Raw genomic sequence first — 15,040 nt, 5'->3', positions numbered from 1 at the left:
CCTGTTCCGATCTGTTGCACGACGCTCGCCCAATGGCCTTGGGGCGACCGTTTCAGGCGAGTAGGATCGGAGCCCGCACGCCTATGAACATCATCATCCTCGACGACTACCAGGACGCCGTGCGCAAGCTGCCTTGCGCCGCCAAGCTGGACGCGCTGAACGCCAAGGTCTTCACCAACACCGTCAAGGGCATCGGGCAGCTGTCGGTCCGGCTGCGCGACGCCGAAGTGCTGGTGACGATCCGCGAACGCACCCACTTCCCTCGCCAACTGCTGGAGAAGCTGCCCAAGCTGAAGCTGATCTCGCAGACCGGCCGCGTCGGCAAACACATCGACGTCGACGCCTGCACGCGGCTCGGCATCGCCGTGGCGGAAGGCGGCGGTTCACCGATCGCCCCCGCGGAGCTGACCTGGGCGCTGATCATGGCCGCGATGCGGCGGCTGCCGCAGTACATCTCCACGCTCAAGCACGGCGTGTGGCAGCAGTCGGGCCTGAAGTCCGGCTCGATGCCGCCGAACTTCGGCCTGGGCATGGTGCTGCGCGGCAAGACACTGGGCATCTGGGGCTACGGCAAGATCGGCCAGCTGATCGCCGGCTACGGCAAGGCCTTCGGCATGCAGGTGCTGGTCTGGGGCAGCGAGGCCTCGCGGCTGCGCGCGCAGGCCGACGGTCACCAGGCCGCGGACAGCCGCGAAGCCTTCTTCGAACAGGCGGACGTACTGACGCTGCACCTGCGGCTGTCGGACGAAACCACCGGCATCGTGAGCGCCGAAGACCTGGCGCGGATGAAACCGACCTCGCTGTTCGTGAACACCTCGCGCGCGGAACTGGTCGCCGACGGCGCGCTGGTCTCCGGGCTGAACCGCGGACGACCCGGCATGGCCGCGGTCGACGTGTTCGAGTCCGAACCGATCCTGCAAGGCCACCCTCTGCTCAGGCTCGAGAACGCCGTGTGCACGCCGCACATCGGCTACGTCGAGCAGGACAGCTACCAGATGTACTTCGACGCGGCGTTCGACAACGTCCTGAACTACATGGCCGGCAAGCCGACCAACATCGTCAATCCGGATGTGCTGAAGGGGCACCGGTGAGCGCGGGGCCCTCCTCCACGCCGCCACCGTCCCCTGAAGGCGCCGAGCCAGGCGCCGCTGCCTTCACGCCCGAACCCGCGCTCGCGCAACCCGAATCCCTCTCCCAGCTGTTCTGGGCCTTCACCTGGCTGGCGCTGCAGGGCTTCGGCGGCGTGCTGGCCGTGGCGCAGCGGGAACTGGTCGAGCGCCTGAACTGGATGACGCGCGAGGAGTTCGTCGAGACGCTCGCCGTCGCGCAGGTGCTGCCGGGGCCGAACATCGTGAACATCTCGCTGATGATCGGCGACCGCTTCTTCGGCCTGCGCGGTGCGATGGTCGCGCTGGCGGGAATGATGCTCTTCCCGGCCGTGATCGTGCTGATCCTGGCGGCCCTGTCCACGACCTGGCTGGCCTCGCCGCGCATGACCGGCGCGCTGCGCGGCATGGGGGCGGTGTCGGCCGGACTGATCCTGGCCACGGGCTTCAAGCTGCTGCCCTCGCTGAGGAAGAACCCGATCGGTCTGATGCCCGGACTGGCGCTCGCCGCGCTGGTCTTCGGCGCGACGGTCTGGCTCAAGCTGCCCTTGTTCTGGATCGTGCTGAGCGTCGGCGGACTGGGCATGTCGCTGGCGCTGATCGCACTCAAACGTAGCCGCGCGGGAGTGCGCACGTGAGCGTCGGCGCGCAGGTCAGTCCCCATGTCGTCGCGCACGTCGGCTGGACGCAGATGCTCGTCGGTACGCTGAGCTGGCCCGAACTCGGCGCGCTGATGCTGCACTTCCTGATGCTGTCGCTGCTGTCGATCGGCGGTGCGATCACGACGGCGCCGGACATGCATCGCTACCTGGTGGATGAGCGGCACTGGCTGACGGACCAGAGCTTCACGAGTTCGATCGCCCTGGCGCAGGCGGCGCCGGGTCCGAACATCCTGTTCGTCGCAGTGCTCGGCTTCAACGTGTCGGGACTGCTGGGCGCGGCGGCGGCGATGGCCGGCATCCTGCTGCCGTCGACGACGCTGGTGGTCGCGGCCACGCGCTGGGCCCGCAACAACCGCGAGCACCTGGGCGTGCGCGCCTTCACCGTCGGCATGGCGCCGCTGACATTGGGCCTGATGATCGCGACGGGCTGGCTGCTGGCCGCGCCCTACCTCGTGGAGCCCGACCACCGATGGGCCACGCTGGCCATGATCGTCGCGACCGTGGTCCTCACGATGCGGACCAAGATCGGCATCGTGTGGTTGGTCCTTGCGGGTGGCGTGCTGGGAGCACTCGGGGTGGTCTAGCGGCTGCAGTTCTGCCGCGGGCGCGGACGTAACAGTCCGGCCAGCACGCCTCGAATACGATGGACCGATCCCCCATCGGCAAAGACCCCGCCCATGCGACGCCTCGGCATCACGATCACGTTCACCCTTGCGGCCACCACTCATGCGGGTGCCCAGGACTGCGAGCGACTCTGCAACGCGCAGGCCCGGCCCCTGCCCGCTCAGGACGGCAAGCCATGACCCCGATCCAGCAATGGCATGCCACCCGCAGCCTGCGCCTGCTGGTGCAGACGGTGCGCGACATGCTGGTCTCGATGGGGCCGTTGCTGCTGCTCGGCGGCGGCCTGCTGGTCGCAGCCTACTGGTGGCTGGATCCGCAGCCGCCGCGCCAGGTGCGCCTGGCCACCGGCCCGGCCGGCAGTGCCTACGCCGGCTTCGGCGAGGGCTATGCGAAGGCGCTGGCGCGCGAGCGCATCCAGGTGGCGCTGATCGCCAGCGAAGGCGCGCAGGACGATCTGGCCCATCTGCGCGCGAGCACGGCCGATGTGGGCTTCGTCCGCGGCGGCATGGCCGATCCGGTGGCCGATACCGAGGCCGGCATCGTCTCGCTGGGTAGCCTGTTCTACGAGCCGATCTGGATCTTCTATCGCCGCGATCTCGGCATCGCGCGCCGCCAGCCCGGCGGCGAACTGCAGCGCCTGACCCAGCTGCGCGGCCTGCGGGTCAATGTGGACCAGGACGGCAGCGGTGTCCCGCAGATCGTCGAGAAGCTGCTGGCGCTGAACCAGCTGAAGCCGACCGATCTGCAGCTGTCCAATCTGGCGCCCGACGACGCCGGCGCGGCGCTGCGCCAGGGCCGGCTGGACGCCGCGGTGCTGATCTCGGCGCCGCAGTCCGGCCTGATCCGCGCGCTGCTGCGCGACCCGGCCATGGCGCTGATGGCCTTCGAGCAGAACGAGGCCTATTCGCGCCACCTGCCCTTCCTGTCCACCGTCACGCTACCGCGCGGCGTGGTGGACCTGGCGGCCGATCTGCCGCCGCACGACGTGCCGCTGCTGGCCACCACCACCGCACTGCTGGCGCGCGAGCAGACGCACCCTGCACTGCGCCAACTGTTCGCGCAGGCGGCCCTGGGCCAGCACAGCGGGGCCGGCTGGTTCAACGGCGCGCGCGACTTCCCCAACACCCGCACCAGCGAGTTGCCGGTCAGCGCCGAGGGCGACCGCGCGATCAACGGCACGCCGCCGGCCTGGGCGCGCTACCTGCCCTTCTGGGCCGGCAATCTGCTGGAACGCATGTGGCTGGTGGTCGGCGGCCTGCTGGTGCTGATGCTGCCGCTGTCGCGCGTGGTGCCGCCGCTCTACACCTTCCGCGTGCGCTCGCGCGTCTTCCGCTGGTATGCGCGGCTGCGCGAGGTGGAAGCCAAGCTGGAAACCGGCACCGGCGAGCGCGAGGCTTTGCTCGACGAGCTGGACGAGCTGGACCGCGTCACACACCGCATTGCGGTGCCGCTGTCCTATGCCGAAGAGCTCTACGCGCTGCGCAACAACATCTATGCGGTGCGCAAGCGCCTGTTGGCGCAGCGGTCCCGGCCGACAGACGGACCGACCGAGAGACCGATCGACTGATCAACGACCGGTCGTATCGATCATCCCTTCACCACGCAAGGACCTCAGACGTCCTTCGTCCCGAAGATCTTGTCCCCGGCGTCACCCAGGCCCGCGATGATGTAGCCGTTCTCGTTGAAGTGCGAATCGATCGCCGCGGTCCAGCAGCGGATGTCCGGATGCGCCTTGTTCATGAGCGCCACTGACTGGTCGGAGCTTCACCAGTTCGATCAGCTGGCGCAGGCCGCGTCGGGTCTGAACATCCTGTTCGTCGTGGTGCTGGGGTTCAACGTGTCGGACCTGCTGGGCGCGGCCGCGCCGATGGTCGGCATCCTGCTGCCGTCGATGCATGGCGGCCACACGCTGGGCTCGCAACAACCGCGAGCACGTGGGCCTCGCGCGTTCACGGTCGGCATCGCGTCGCAGAGGTCGGGGCCGATGATCGCAACGGGCTGGCTCCTGGCCGCACTGGCGATGATCGTCGCGACTGTGATGCTCACGATACGGACCAAGATCGGGATCGTGTGGATGGTCCTGGCGAGTGGCGTACTGGGGGCACTCGGGGTCGTCTAGTTTGGTGTTTTATCCCGAAGGTGAATCGCCCCGGATTTCCTAGACGTTCCTGAGCCGTTGGGAATGGCGGCGCTCGAACCCGGCGGGCGAGGTGGCGCCGGCAGTACCGTGGCGCTGCCTGGCGTTATAGAACATCTCGATGTAGTTGAAAACATCGGACTTGGCTGCGTCTCGGGTCGGGTTATATCTGCCGACGGATGCGTTCCCGCTTGAGCAACTGGAAGAAGCTCTCGGCCACGGCGTTGTCGTGGCAGTTGCCGCGACGACTCATGCTGGAGACGAGGTTGTGCTCGCGCAGGAAGTCCTGCCATTCGTGGCTCGTGAACTGGCAGCCCTGGTCCGAGTGCAGCATCACCGAGGACTGGGGGCGTCGCCGCCCCAGCGCCATCAGCAACGCATCGAGAACTGAGGTCGTGTCGATGCGGCTGCCCATGGACCATCCGACGACCTGTCGCGAGAACAGGTCAACGACCACCGCCAGGTACAGCCAGCCTTCGTGCGTGCGGATGTACGTGATGTCGGTGACCCAAGCTCGATTGGGCTCGTCGACAGTGAACTGTCCCTGCAGGTGATTTGGCGCGACCACTGCGGGCTTGGCCACCACGCATGCCGGGCCGACGCCCATATCCCGTCTGATAGAGCAGTCCTTCGCGCTTGAGTAGCCGCGCCACGCGATGCTTGCCGCAACGCTCCCCGAGGTCGCGCATGTCGAGGTTGAACTTGCGATACCCGTAGGTCCCGCCGCTCTCGAGCCAGGCATACTTGAGCAGGCCAAGCAGCCTGCGGTCATCCTGCTCGCGCGGACTCTGCGGCTCGGCCCTCCACGCGTAGAAGCCGCTAGGGTGGACCCGCATCACGCTGCACATGCGACGCACGCTGTGCTCATGCTCGTGCTTCTTGATGAACGCGTACCTTACCCGGACTGCTTGGCGAAGTACGCTGCGGCCTCTTTTAGGATGTCTCGCTCCTCGGTCACGCGCTTGAGCTCGGCCTTCAGTCGTCGCAGCTCTTCAGCCTGCGAGTTGGCCGCCTGCCGCTCGGGCGCCGGCACGCCATAAGCCTTTATCCACTTGTACAGACTGTGCTGACTGACGCCGATTCGCGCCGACACCTCGGCGACCTCGTGGCCGCGTTCGGTGGTCTGCCTGACCGCCTCAATCTTGAATTCTTCCGGGTAGGGCTGGTTCGTTTTCATGGCACCTCCTATCGGGCCTCACTTCTGAGGCTCAGAGATGTCTAGCAAACCTGGGGCGATTCACCGGGCGCCGTACAGCGAATACAGCTGGCAGGTCTACTACACGGTCATTGATCAAGCTGTGCTTCGGTACGCTGTTGAAGCGTGGTGGAGGCAAGAAGTCGGCTGGCCGGCCTTCTGCTTGCGCTAGCCAGCCGGGGAGTATCCTTCGTCACCCGACGGCAGCATCGTCGCGCAGCCGGCCTGATCTCGAGCGTCACTATTCAGAACGGCAAATGCGACCGTCTTTGTCTAGAAGTACTGGTTGATTGAAACTTCGCTGGCCGACGTCTCGTATGTTCGTCGTTCCGGCGCTTGTGGCTGTGCCATCGGTAAGACTGAAGGTAGCGGTTGTCGTCTGGTGTGGCGGCCTCTGCGTATAAGCGAACCACGATTAGCATTGTCCCAGCCGCTCCGAGCGGATGAGATCGTCAAACTCCCGCTTCAGCATCGCGATGTGACGCGTCAGCAGCGCACTCACCGCTTCTTCTGACGTTGCGAAATCAAACTTCAGCGTGATTGGTCCCGGCTCTTCCTTGAGTCGCGGCGCTCTTTTTAGGTAAGCCTTGCGCATCTTTTCGATGGTTGGCCGCACGCGCGCGAAGGCTTCGGGGCTGAGCGTTCTTGAGTCGATACGAGATACCACCAAATAGCGATCGGCCTCTCCTTCAGCTTTGCCGGACAGGATTCTCACCATGGTGCGAAGAGCCGGACGATCAGCGTCTTGCGTCGCACGCCACTCCGGCAGCGAGAAATAGAACGCCTTTCGCTTTGGGTCGTGTTCGATATCCGGGAACTGGGTTCGTACGGACTGCAAGAGACCCGCGTACAAAAGCATGGGAATGCAGACGCTCCATAGCCTCTTCCGTTGCATGAAAGCCTGGAACAGTTGCTGAGCAGCCTTCTCATCCAGGGTCTTCGCTCGAGCGTAGATCTTCTCAAGCCGTTCTTCCAAGGGCGCCTTGTCCTTGCTCCACTCGCGCATCTTTTCGAAGACATCGCGATGGGTACTGACTACACCCAGTAAATGGTCATCGTCAACGTCGACATGCACAAACGGCGCGCCTTCCGGCTCCAAGACCGACCGAAACTCTCGGAGCGCGGCTTTAGAGTCGTCGCCCAGCCAGGGCGATCTTTCAGCTGCGGAGATTTCATCCACGAGCCAGACATAGTCGAGCCCGATCCAGGAAGGACGCGACGGCGCTTGTCCAAACACATCCAGGAATACCAGGATTTGTATCCAGCCAGGGTATCGCTCGGCAAGGCTCGCCTCGTACGATTCGAGCTGGTTGCGACCTTCGCCGGCGCCGTACTTGTTCTCGATGGCGAGCAGCCAGCGCCTTTTCGGGTCGAGCACCAGAACATCCAGAGAACCGCTGCCAAGCTTGACCTCACGTCGAACCAGGCATGAGTCAAACGCCTGTGAGGCGACGTGCGTGGGCGAGAGTTGATGGCGAACCTTCGCATCGATCGTGGAGTCGCCCATGCGACGCCAAGCCTCCCCCAATAGAGCCCGGATACAAACATCGCCAAGTCCGTGACCCTCGGTCGGGTCGAAGAACCAGGCCAGAAAACGAGAGATTGGCACCTCGCGTGGATAGCAGATGTGTAGCGGGCGCGTCTCGCGGGCGAGATCGAGAAGCCGCAGTACCGCAGGATCCCCTAGAAATTTGTCTACGCACTCGTGAAACGGCATCCTTCCCCCTATTCACAGATTTTGACCATGGCACACTTTAAGCCCCGTCGGCGTTAGGAAAATGCGAGAGTTCAGGCGATCTGGAAGCTATAGCGTGGGGCAATATTGGATCGGCGCCCACATACGCCGTCAGCGAACCTCATGTAGACCGCGGCCGTGCCTCGAAGCGGAGCACCGTGCCGGCGCCGGCCATTCTCTGAGTCAAGATCTCCTATGAGCCAGCGAAGCGCAATACCTCGGCATCGACACTCAGTCTACCTGGCGACAATGAGGCCAACAGAAGCCGCCTATGAGAGGAAGCCTTGACCGTCAAAATGAACACGATGTGGGAGATTCACTCCCACCATACGCGGGTGCCTTGCCAATGTGGTGGTGAGTACGCATTCGAGTTCACGGCGATTGGTGAATGGACCGCAGAGAGAAAGACGGAGAAATTCATCTCCAAGTGCGCCCACTGTGGTGACCGAGTGATGACCGAGTTCGACATCAGTGATCGCAGCCAGGAGATGGACGATCTCGATCGCATGCTGATGAAGAAGTGGCCTCCCGCGTCGAGTGGGCCGTATCCAATGGGTTCGCGCGGCTTCCCAAAATTTGAGGCCGAGGGGATCAAGACGTTCAGCATCTTGGGTCACTGGCAGCTTATTGGTGCTTCCCAAGGCTCGATGAGCAAGGTCTACCTTTGCGCACATCGAGGCGACCCGCGTTCTCTCGCTGTTGCCAAGCTGCCGATCAGCCCAGGCGGCAACGAGGACCACGTTCGCGAGTGCCAGTTGCTGCTCCTTCTGAACTTCGGCAGACGCAGCCCGCATGTGGTTCGGCTGCTCGAAGTAGAGGCACGGCCCGGCGGAGTGCCCGTCTGGCTATTGGAGTCCGTTCTGCCAGGCCCGAGGGGCTGCGTCACGCTAGCGGACTGGATCTCGGAGTATCGGAATGAACTCGAGACGCTTCCGATGCGCCAGTGGATCGGGCAGATCGCCACGGGGCTACTCCATTGTGGTGAACTGGTCGAGGGCTTCGCGCATGCGGACCTCAAGCCAGACAACATCCTCGTCGCGGAAGGCTGGATCTGCAAGATTGCCGATTTCGGACTGGCTGGATGGAAGGGTCGAGCAGCCACACCCGGCGCGCCGCTGTACCAAGCGCCTGAGCTTGCGAATGGCGTCCTCCCGAATGCAAGTTCCGACGTTTTCAGCCTGGGCGTCATCGCCTATGAGCTGTTCACGGGGAGGAATCCTTGGGAGGCAGCGTCAAGGGCTTCGATCGATCGCCTCCAGATCGCGATGCGCAGCGGCGTGGTCAATGCGGATCCGAGCGTCCCTTTGATCGTGTTGCAATGCCTTGAGGTCGATCCGGCCAAGCGCCCGACGTTGTTGGAGATCCAACGGGCGTTCATGTTTCCAGAGTTGCGCACCTCGCTTGTCGACGCTGGGGAGGAAGCTTTTGCAGTATTCAGCCAAGGCTTGATAGCGCTCGGCATGCCAGACGTGGTCGTCAAGACGATGGCTGAGGGATCGGCATCGCGCAACGCTGCGACCAGGGTCAACATTGCCGTGGCCCTTTCCCAAACGGGATTCCACGAGCTCGCTGAACTGCAGTATGCGCAACTGGCCAGTGAAGGCATCGATGTTGTGGCTCAGCGTGCAGTCAACGACCAACGTCGCGGTCTCCACGAGGCCAGCCTGAATGCACTCCGGCCTCTCATCGCGAAGTCGACCAATGACGTCGGTCTTCGCATCAACGCATCGGCAGCATGCAATGACCTTGGGCTTCACCTGGAAGCCCTTGAATTACTGGAGCAAGCGAAGGCGTCTGATCCGGGCAACCCGACTGTCCTTTACCAGTACGCCTATACCTTGATTGCATTGCGCAAATGCTCAAAGGCCAAGGATGCGGTGGACAAGTACAAAAAGGTCGCCGGAGAGACGTTGCTTTGGCAGCGTCTAGAGGCGGCGGTCAGAGCTTGTTGTCCCGGCCTATACAATTCTCGATAGGCGCGCCGCCTGACCCCGCTGCTTCGGCGAGTTGTTCACAGAATATGTGGATACTACGGGGCGTTTTGGTAGCGTGGGAGCTCTGCGGGCGTAGGAATGCTTGGTCGGCATGGGCTCGATTTCCCCAAGCCCGGCTCGTTCACGCATCCGGCGATGTCCCCGAAAGTGATTTCGGCCGCGCGGACACCTAGGTGGGTGCAGACGGGGCACTTGCAACACGCTTCATTCCTTGTCCGGCTGATAGATTGGGGCGGATTTCGTGCGAGCGGTCCAAGGGCCGCTTGATGCGCGCGGGCAATCGCTTCTTTCCGCGTCTGGGCAGATTGAGCTTGAGGTCACAGTCACGCGCCACATCACGGTCTTGCCCCAGGGCTTGCCCTGGTGGCGCGCACTGTCGTAGATCAGGTCGAAGCCATGCCGCGGGTTGACCGCGATGTGCTGTTCGAGGAATTCGATCACCCCGGAATCGTCGCGAGCCGCGGCCCTGTAGCGCAACGTGGATCTGGCGATCCCCTGGCCCGACAGGCTTGACGCTGGCTCAAGCCGTGGTCCGCCATCAGCCCTTGCACGATCTGCTCGCGACGCTCCGGGGTCAGAGCTTTCGCTCGATGACATCCTTGAGCGCGCTGTGCATCAGCGCCAGCTCCGCGTACATGCGCTTGCTACCTGCAGTCGGCGTTGGCTTCAGAGCTTCACCGCGACTAGCTAGTTCACTGAGATCGAACTTGGAAAGCGGGCTGTCCCACGTTCTCAACCGCGCGCGTCCTGTCCCTAGGAATCAATTGGCTCATACGACACAACGCTCATCCCGAGCGTGCCTCGATAGCCCATGTCGGTCAGTCCGGTCACCTGCGCTACTGCGGTTCGAACTGACGCCGCCTCCTCCGTTTCAGCGGGCATCGGCGCGTGCCAGAACGACTTGGCGCTGAAACCGCCGCTGCCGTTCAGCAGCACCAGCGAGCGCAGACCGGTCGTGACCAGGGACACTCGGCACATCAGGGAGCGACCAACACCGGCTGAATGCGACTCGACGGCGGCAAAGTCTGACAGCGCATAGCGGCGCTGCTTTGCGGAGAGCCCGAACCGAGGCAGGCGCTCGATCAGCACCAGATCGCGCGCCCGATCGATGGTCGTGACGGAGATGCGCGCATGGATGAAATCCAGCGCTGCGCCCATCAGGGCCAGCGACGGAAACAACAGGAGCCAGAGCGCCTTCAGACTGGTGTCGTAGAGGCTGAACTTCCAGAACATCCAGCTCAAGGCGGTCGTGAAGGCGAGCACCCACAGCCACATCGTCGACGGCGTGGGCCGGATGACGACGGTGGTGTCAGTGACTTCTAGGAAACGAGACATGAACGCGATGGGAGACCCCGCCGCTCATCCAGTGAGCAAGAACCTCAGACGTCCTTCGTCCCGAAGATCTTGTCCCCGGCGTCACCCAAGCCCGGGATGATGTAGCCGTTCTCGTTGAGGTGCGAATCGATCGCCGCGGTCCAGCACCGGATGTCCGGATGCGCCTTGTTCAGCGCCGCCACGCCTTCCGGCGCCGCGACCAGCACCAGCGCGCGGATGTCCTTGCAGCCGCGCTGCTTGAGCAGGTCCACCGTCGCGATCATCGAGCCGGCCGTCGCCAGCATCGGATCCACGATCAGCGCGGTGCGCTCGTCCAGCTTGCCGACGAACTTCTCGAAGTAGTTCACCGGCTGCAGCGTCTCATGGTCGCGCGCCAGGCCGACCACGCTCACCTTGGCGTTGGGCATCATGTCCAGCACGCCGTCCAGCATGCCCAGGCCCGCGCGCAGGATCGGCACCACCGTCACCTTGCGGCCCGCGATCTGGTCGATCTCGACCTGGCCGCACCAGCCCTCGATCGTCGTCTTCTCGAGCGGGAAGTCCGCCGTCGCCTCGTAGGCCAGCAGCCGCGCGACCTCGCCGGTCAGTTCGCGGAACTTCTTGGTGGACATGTCGCCCTCCCGCATCAGGCCGATCTTGTGCTTGACGAGGGGATGCTTGACTTCGATGACTGGCATGGCGCTACCGGGATGCGGAGTGTGGAACGGCGCCTCGTGGGCGCCGGAATGGACGCGATTATCTCGCGTCGGGTGCTCAGGCCTTCTTCTGACGTTGGCGCAGCGCCTCGTACAGGCACACGCCGGCGGCCACGGAGACATTCAGGCTTTCCACCGCGCCCTGCATCGGGATGCGCACGAGCTCGTCGCAGGTCTTCGCGGTCAGCTGGCGCATGCCGTCGCCTTCGGCGCCCAGCACCAGCGCCACCGGACCCGTCAGGTCCAGGTCGTACAGCGTCTTCTCCGCCTGGTCCGAGGTGCCGATCACCCAGATGTCGCGTTCCTTGAGCTCATTGAGCGAACGCGCCAGGTTGGTCACCATCAGGTAGGGCACGGTCTCCGCGGCGCCGCTGGCGACCTTGGCCACCGTCGCGTTCAGTCCCACGGCATGGTCCTTGGGCGCGACCACCGCATGGGCGCCGGCACCGTCGGCCACGCGCAGGCAGGCGCCGAGGTTGTGCGGATCGGTGACGCCGTCCAGCACCAGCACCAGCGGCGGTCCCTCGACCTGTTCCAGCACCTCATCCAGCGAATGCGACTGCGCCACCGCCTTCACCCGCGCCACGACGCCCTGGTGGCGGTGCGTGCCGCACAGCGCTTTCAACCGGTCGTCGTCGCTCTCGACGAGCTTCGCGCCCGCCGCCTCGGCCTTCTCGAGGAAGCCCCGCATGCGCTGATCCTTGCGGGTGGCGTCGAACAGGATCTCCTGCACCGAGGCGGGCGCGGTCTTCAGCCGCACGGTGACGGCGTGGAAGCCGAACAGGATCTGGGTCTTGGAAGGAGAAGAAGGGGAGGAGCTCATGGGCGCGATTGTCGCGCACCCGTCACGGCCTGCCTGACAGCCAGCCCAGGGTCCGTGCCGCCGCCAGCAGGCCGATCATCACCGGCTGATGGAGCATGTAGTACGACAGCGACCACCGCCCCATCACCGACAGCGGACGCACCGCCGGCAGCACCGGACGCTGCATCCAGGTCCGCACCGCCTCGACGCGCATCAGCGCGCAGCCCCACAGCATCGGGCCGAGCCACGGCAGCAGCGGGACGTAGTCCTCGGTCAGCGGCTTGCGCGTGACCAGGCCGAGCCAGTTGGTGGTGCGGGTGTCGAAGAAGGGATGCGCGACGAAGAACGGCAGCGCGACCGCGACCGCGCCCAGCAGCCACAACGCCGCGGTGGGCAGTCTCGAGAAGCCGAAGCGCACCAGGATCAGCATCAGCGCCATGCCGTGCAGCACGCCGAAGCTGATGAAGGAGCGCGGGAACATCCACCACGACCCGATCGACACCAGCAGCGCGCAGGCCATGACCTGGCCCCAGCGGCGCCAGAAGCGGTAGGCCGTCTGGCCCTGCGCCAGCGCCACCGCCTGGCCCATGCCGGCGCACAGCAGGAACAGGCTGACGATGCCGCTGCGCTGCCAGGTCCAGAACGGATCGCGGTAGAAGTCCTCCACCACGATCTTGTAGTAGCTCAGGTCGAAGCAGAAGTGGAAGACGGTCATCCAGACCATGGCCAGGCCCCGCAGCGCATCGAGACGGTCGAAGCGCGGGGTCGTCGGGAAGTCGCGCGCCACGGCGTCCAGGCCGGGGTCAGGCGTTGCGGTCGGGAAGCGGGCCGGCGGATTCATCGGGGAAACAGTCTACATAAGCCGCCGGACCGCGCGATGACGCCCGTCCGGCAATCGACCGCCGACCCCAGGGCACCCCCCGCATCCGGGTGGTTCCCTCCCCTCGATCGGCCAGTCGGGGCCGCTGTTTCCCCCCGTCCGCCGCATTGAGCCGGAGCGACGCGGCATCGACGATCGCTTCTTCGACTCCCGCGGCCCGTCTCCTCTCCCCCTTCCTCATCCCCCTCTTCCCTCCTCCCCGACTCCCCATGCGCCCTTCACCTCCCTCGCTGTTCACCGTGCTCAGCCTGTCCGTCCTGGTCACCGCCTGCGGCGGCGGCAAGGGCGACAAGAGCCCGGACATCGTCGCGCCCGCCTGCACGGTGCTGCGCGTCACGCCCGAAGCCTCCGTCACGGCCGGGTTCATCGATCCGTCGGTGACCCTCGACTACACCGCCGCCACCGCGGGCGCGTGCGACGACTTCAAGCTGGTCGACAAGACCCAGGCGACGGTTCCGACCACCGTCGTCGCGTCCAGCGAATGGGCGAACCCGAATGGGGGTGTCGCAGGCTCGCGCACGATCGAGCCGCGACAGACGCTGCAGCCGGACACGGCCTACGGGCTCCAGCTGAACGGCAAGGCCGTGTCCGTCTTCAGCACCGGCCAGCAACGCCGTGGGGCCCTGGACGGCGAGGTCGCGGACCTCCCGGTGGAGTTCGGCGGCCTGACGGGCTCGTCGCGGATCGCCCGTTCGCAGATCAACGATCTGATCAGCGTCCTGGTGGAGGACTACGCCAGGGGCAACCCCGTGACCGCCGCGGTGCTCAAGCCGCTCCTGCGCCACGAACTGCCTCACATCGCCTCGCCGAACGCCAGCTTCGACGCTCAGGTCAAGCGGGTGCGTTATCGAAGCATCGACGCGTCCGGCGCGCCCATCACGCTCAGCGGCCTGCTGGTCTATCCCGTGCCGTGGGCAGGCGGGCCGCCGGTCGACTACAACGGCCGGCCCGTGGTGATCGGGCAGCGCGGTGCCGAATCCAACGAGTCCGACGCCCCCTCATCGGGCAGGAACGCCATGGTCCTGATCGGCCTGGGCGCGGCGGGCAAGGGCCACATCTACTTCACCCCCGACCTGATCGGCAAGGGCGACACGGCGGCCTCACCGCAGGCCTTCCTGATCGCCGCGGACACGGCCTCGCACACCGTGGACATGCTCAGCGCCGTCAACGAATACTTCATGCAGGTCCACCGCGCGCAGCCCGGGAAGGACCTGCGCATGATCGGTCCGTCGCAGGGGGCGTTCTCCGCCATGGCCTCGATCCCGCACCTGGCGCGCCAGACGACGATCCGGCTGGTGTCGACCGGCGACGGTCCCTTCGAGATCCGCCGGACGCTGGATTCGTCCCTGCGAGCGGCCGCCGGCGAACCGCGCGACGAGTATTCGGACAAGGCCGATCTGAGCCGCATCCCGGACTACCTGGGTCGCACGCTGGCGGCACTGCGCGACTACCAGCACCTGTCCTACGACCCCAAGACGGTCTTTGGCGCCGATGGCCAGGTGCTGCCGGCCTTCCTCGCCGACTACCGGGCCGGGAAGCTCAGCGGCCTGACGCCGCATCTCCTGCTGAACAGCCTGGCGTCCGGTTCGCAGCGCTACGACCTGCCCCTGGCCGAGTTCAGGATGTTCCACAACAGCAAGGACTCCCTGATCCCGGCGCGCAACACCGAGGACATGATCGCGCGATTGAAGACCGAGGATCAGCGCGTCGCCAGCGTCGAGCGGGGCGACTGTCGCGAAGACTCGCTGCTCGTGAAGACGCTGCTCGAGTTCAGCCACAGCAAGTCGCTGCCGCACACGATCTGCCTGCCGTTCCAGATCGACGATTTCATCGGCCGCCTGCCGTCCTCCTGAGCGGCCCCGTCGGGCGTCGAGC

The 15,040-nt window shown here is 65.2% G+C and carries 13 protein-coding genes and 2 pseudogenes; 7 read left to right on the top strand and 8 right to left on the bottom strand.

Annotated elements, in window-relative coordinates; genetic code table 11:
- Positions 1-83 precede the first annotated feature (83 nt).
- From AC07PR_RS08125 to AC07PR_RS08110, 4 genes are all read left to right on the top strand, one after another.
- Positions 84-1,091 (top strand): D-2-hydroxyacid dehydrogenase family protein, encoded by a 1,008-nt coding sequence (locus AC07PR_RS08125; protein WP_483107094.1) that lies wholly within the window; start codon positions 84-86, stop codon positions 1,089-1,091.
- Positions 1,088-1,744 carry a chromate transporter gene (locus AC07PR_RS08120; RefSeq protein WP_377153268.1) on the top strand — a complete coding sequence of 219 codons (657 nt, stop codon included), beginning with the start codon at positions 1,088-1,090 and terminating at the stop codon, positions 1,742-1,744. Before AC07PR_RS08125 ends, AC07PR_RS08120 begins: the two co-directional genes overlap by 4 nt.
- Positions 1,741-2,352 (top strand): chromate transporter, encoded by a 612-nt coding sequence (locus tag AC07PR_RS08115; protein WP_377153266.1) that lies wholly within the window; start codon positions 1,741-1,743, stop codon positions 2,350-2,352. Before AC07PR_RS08120 ends, AC07PR_RS08115 begins: the two co-directional genes overlap by 4 nt.
- A 215-nt stretch (positions 2,353-2,567) precedes the next feature.
- On the top strand, positions 2,568-3,959 hold the full coding sequence (locus AC07PR_RS08110; protein ID WP_495134975.1) for a TAXI family TRAP transporter solute-binding subunit: 1,392 nt from the start codon (positions 2,568-2,570) through the stop codon (positions 3,957-3,959).
- A gap of 44 nt (positions 3,960-4,003) precedes the next feature.
- Here the strand turns inward: AC07PR_RS08110 and AC07PR_RS08105 are convergent.
- Positions 4,004-4,141, bottom strand: a pseudogene (locus AC07PR_RS08105) (uracil phosphoribosyltransferase); the annotation flags it as partial.
- Between AC07PR_RS08105 and AC07PR_RS08100 the strand changes: the two are divergent.
- On the top strand, positions 4,131-4,511 hold the full coding sequence (locus tag AC07PR_RS08100) for a hypothetical protein (protein ID WP_495134974.1): 381 nt from the start codon (positions 4,131-4,133) through the stop codon (positions 4,509-4,511). The pseudogene AC07PR_RS08105 and the gene AC07PR_RS08100 sit on opposite strands and share 11 nt — an antisense overlap.
- 39 nt (positions 4,512-4,550) lie before the next feature.
- Here the strand turns inward: AC07PR_RS08100 and AC07PR_RS08095 are convergent.
- Positions 4,551-5,706 (bottom strand): annotated as a pseudogene (locus AC07PR_RS08095) (IS3 family transposase).
- Positions 5,707-6,139: 433 nt separating this feature from the next.
- Positions 6,140-7,441, bottom strand: coding sequence for a PDDEXK-like family protein (locus tag AC07PR_RS08090; protein ID WP_495134973.1), 1,302 nt, complete (start codon positions 7,439-7,441; stop codon positions 6,140-6,142).
- A gap of 302 nt (positions 7,442-7,743) precedes the next feature.
- On the opposite strand from AC07PR_RS08090, the gene AC07PR_RS08085 reads away from it, so the two are divergent.
- Positions 7,744-9,435, top strand: a complete 1,692-nt coding sequence (locus AC07PR_RS08085) for a serine/threonine-protein kinase (protein ID WP_495134972.1) — start codon at positions 7,744-7,746, stop codon at positions 9,433-9,435.
- A 222-nt stretch (positions 9,436-9,657) separates the two neighbouring features.
- Here AC07PR_RS08085 and AC07PR_RS08080 read toward each other — a convergent pair whose 3' ends face one another.
- From AC07PR_RS08080 to AC07PR_RS08060, 5 genes are all read right to left on the bottom strand, one after another.
- Positions 9,658-9,894 (bottom strand): hypothetical protein, encoded by a 237-nt coding sequence (locus tag AC07PR_RS08080; protein WP_495134971.1) that lies wholly within the window; start codon positions 9,892-9,894, stop codon positions 9,658-9,660.
- Between the two features lie 312 nt (positions 9,895-10,206).
- Positions 10,207-10,788, bottom strand: coding sequence for a hypothetical protein (locus AC07PR_RS08075; protein ID WP_495134970.1), 582 nt, complete (start codon positions 10,786-10,788; stop codon positions 10,207-10,209).
- Positions 10,789-10,832: 44 nt separating this feature from the next.
- Positions 10,833-11,465: a uracil phosphoribosyltransferase gene (gene upp, locus AC07PR_RS08070; RefSeq protein WP_088403716.1), complete on the bottom strand. Its 633-nt coding sequence runs from the start codon at positions 11,463-11,465 to the stop codon at positions 10,833-10,835.
- Positions 11,466-11,541: 76 nt separating this feature from the next.
- On the bottom strand, positions 11,542-12,306 hold the full coding sequence (gene rlmB, locus AC07PR_RS08065; RefSeq protein WP_377153251.1) for a 23S rRNA (guanosine(2251)-2'-O)-methyltransferase RlmB: 765 nt from the start codon (positions 12,304-12,306) through the stop codon (positions 11,542-11,544).
- Between the two features lie 22 nt (positions 12,307-12,328).
- The gene (locus AC07PR_RS08060; protein ID WP_495134969.1) at positions 12,329-13,126 is read right to left on the bottom strand and encodes an acetyltransferase domain-containing protein; all 798 of its coding nucleotides are present in this window, start codon (positions 13,124-13,126) and stop codon (positions 12,329-12,331) included.
- Positions 13,127-13,374: 248 nt separating this feature from the next.
- Here AC07PR_RS08060 and AC07PR_RS08055 point away from each other — a divergent pair, with 248 nt between their 5' ends.
- A complete protein-coding gene (locus tag AC07PR_RS08055) occupies positions 13,375-15,018 on the top strand; it encodes a hypothetical protein (protein ID WP_495134968.1) in 1,644 nt (547 codons plus the stop codon).
- Positions 15,019-15,040: the final 22 nt, after the last annotated feature.

This window comes from Roseateles sp. GW821-FHT09H11 (assembly GCF_059415845.1).
Note: the sequence above shows the minus strand (reverse complement) of the source record. Positions and strands in the feature narration are given on the sequence as shown.

What these genes read in the sequence shown, in the direction of transcription:
- AC07PR_RS08125 (WP_483107094.1), top strand. Translation starts at nt 84, where the DNA reads ATGAACATCATCATCCTCGACGACTACCAGGACGCCGTGCGCAAGCTG.
- AC07PR_RS08110 (WP_495134975.1), top strand. Translation starts at nt 2,568, where the DNA reads ATGACCCCGATCCAGCAATGGCATGCCACCCGCAGCCTGCGCCTGCTG.
- AC07PR_RS08100 (WP_495134974.1), top strand. Translation starts at nt 4,131, where the DNA reads ATGAGCGCCACTGACTGGTCGGAGCTTCACCAGTTCGATCAGCTGGCG.
- AC07PR_RS08090 (WP_495134973.1), bottom strand. Translation starts at nt 7,441, where the DNA reads ATGCCGTTTCACGAGTGCGTAGACAAATTTCTAGGGGATCCTGCGGTA.
- AC07PR_RS08075 (WP_495134970.1), bottom strand. Translation starts at nt 10,788, where the DNA reads ATGTCTCGTTTCCTAGAAGTCACTGACACCACCGTCGTCATCCGGCCC.
- upp (WP_088403716.1), bottom strand. Translation starts at nt 11,465, where the DNA reads ATGCCAGTCATCGAAGTCAAGCATCCCCTCGTCAAGCACAAGATCGGC.
- rlmB (WP_377153251.1), bottom strand. Translation starts at nt 12,306, where the DNA reads ATGAGCTCCTCCCCTTCTTCTCCTTCCAAGACCCAGATCCTGTTCGGC.
- AC07PR_RS08060 (WP_495134969.1), bottom strand. Translation starts at nt 13,126, where the DNA reads ATGAATCCGCCGGCCCGCTTCCCGACCGCAACGCCTGACCCCGGCCTG.
- AC07PR_RS08055 (WP_495134968.1), top strand. Translation starts at nt 13,375, where the DNA reads ATGCGCCCTTCACCTCCCTCGCTGTTCACCGTGCTCAGCCTGTCCGTC.